General features: G+C 44.0%; 3 protein-coding genes. 2 read left to right on the plus strand and 1 reads right to left on the minus strand.

Going from position 1 to position 1,804, the window contains the following annotated elements; genetic code table 11:
• Positions 1-220: 220 nt before the first annotated feature.
• Positions 221-808: a P-loop NTPase family protein gene (locus tag NJ959_RS29050; RefSeq protein WP_254015236.1), complete on the plus strand. Its 588-nt coding sequence runs from the start codon at positions 221-223 to the stop codon at positions 806-808.
• On the opposite strand, the gene NJ959_RS29055 is transcribed toward NJ959_RS29050, so the two are convergent.
• A complete protein-coding gene (locus NJ959_RS29055) occupies positions 803-1,585 on the minus strand; it encodes an ABC transporter ATP-binding protein (RefSeq protein WP_254015237.1) in 783 nt (260 codons plus the stop codon). The two genes, NJ959_RS29050 and NJ959_RS29055, sit on opposite strands and share 6 nt — an antisense overlap.
• Between NJ959_RS29055 and NJ959_RS29060 the strand changes: the two genes are divergently transcribed.
• On the plus strand, positions 1,584-1,804 hold a 221-nt coding region (locus NJ959_RS29060), incomplete at its 3' end, for a hypothetical protein (RefSeq protein WP_254015238.1). The genes NJ959_RS29055 and NJ959_RS29060 overlap by 2 nt on opposite strands.

The following is a 1,804-nucleotide window of genomic DNA, read 5'->3' on the forward strand; positions in this document are numbered from 1 at the left end:
AGTCGAAGTCCCTACTCCCCACTCCCCACTCCCCACTCCCTGGTCACAAGATAAGATAGAATTATGGTCTTTGGCTCCTTGACGAATTCATAGATATAGTGTTTGACTAGGGAAACGACCCAAGTCAGTACGCTATATCTTGTCTATAGCCATAGCTCTGTCACAACTCTGTTATCCACTGTTCCAGGGTCGTTACACTTTAATGGTTGACTGCTTGACTATGGTTTCGCAATTAGAAGCTCCTGCTCTTAAATCTCCCTATCATCTACCCTATAGCCTTCCAGGCCTGATACAAGTCTTTACCAGTTCCCACCGCAACTTTTTTACCAACGCGATCGCTCAAGCTCTGAGAATCGCAGGTGAAGGTACGCCTGTATTAGTAGTCCAATTCCTCAAAGGAGGTATTGGGCAAGGAGAAGAACATCCAGTGCGATTAGGGCAACACCTGGATTGGATTCGCTGCGATTTGCCGCGTTATATTGACACACCGGAGTTGGATGAGATAGAGCATCAAGCCTTAATCAAGTTGTGGCAACATACCCAAGATGTGGTACTGACAGGTAAATATTCCTTGGTAGTTCTCGATGAATTGAGTTTAGCCATTCACTTTGGCTTAATCCCCCTCTCCGAGGTCCTGATATTTCTGGAAAAACGCCCTAGTTACGTTAATATTATTTTCACCGGACCACAAATGCCACAAGCTATTTTGGACGTAGCGGACCAAATTACAGAAATTCGTCGGAGTGAACCGATTTTGGATGTTGGATTTACGACTTTAAATCAATTCCACCCGGGACAGAAATTATAAAACAATAGCCTGAAAACCCCGTGACTTTAGTCCGGGGAGTTTCTTGCCCCATCCGAAAAAACCGTTACAAATCCGTTGCCCAAGCATCTTGACAAGACTAACGGAACAACTGTGGATAAATCTGCCGCCAAGCAAGTACCGCAACAATCGTTGAGCTTCATCCATATAATGAGTGGTCAATAGTATTCCACAGCCACTTTGTTTTAACTGACTCACTAATCGCCAAAAATCTTGCCTAGCATCGGGATCTAGTCCAGTAGTGGGTTCGTCGAGAAATACAATTTTGGGATGATTAATTAATGCCCTTGCTAAAACCAAACGCCGCTTCATTCCACCCGATAATTCATCAATTGGGTTTCGGGCATAATCTGATAATCCTACTTGGGCTAATAATTCTCCTGCTCTTTCTCTGGCTGCTTTACCAGTGATGCGATAATGATGAGCAAAGAAAATTAAATTTTCAATTACACTAAAGTCTGGATCGAGATTATCTTCTTGAGTGACAATCCCCATGAAAGTACGAGCATCTTTTCCTTGTGCTTGAATTTGGTATTCTCCTAACTGCACAAACCCACGACTAGGCTTTACCGTACCATAAAGCATTGCTACCGTAGTGGTTTTACCCGCACCGTTTGGACCAAGAAGACCGATAATTTCTCCAGGATTGAGGGTAAAATTGACACCTTGAACGACTGAATGCTCTCCATAGGATTTCCACAAGTCGTAGACTTGGAGCTTCATCGCTTCTGTTTGAGGTTGGGATTTTGTGACAATCATGAGAAGGGGTAGTTTACAGCCTGGTTTTTGGATAGCAGTCAACCGTCGAGCAATAACTGATCGAAGTGGTACTGTCTTTTGTCGTATAGCACACTACAAAAGATTTTGGAATGCGATTGGTGATGAGGATTTACAGGATTTATGGGATTGTTTTCCCTACTCCCTACTCTCCACCCCCTGCTCCCCACTCCCTACTCCCCCTTTCCTAGCCAATGACGT

Source organism: Limnofasciculus baicalensis BBK-W-15 (genome assembly GCF_024178385.1).
Lineage (GTDB): Bacteria > Cyanobacteriota > Cyanobacteriia > Cyanobacteriales > Coleofasciculaceae > Limnofasciculus > Limnofasciculus baicalensis.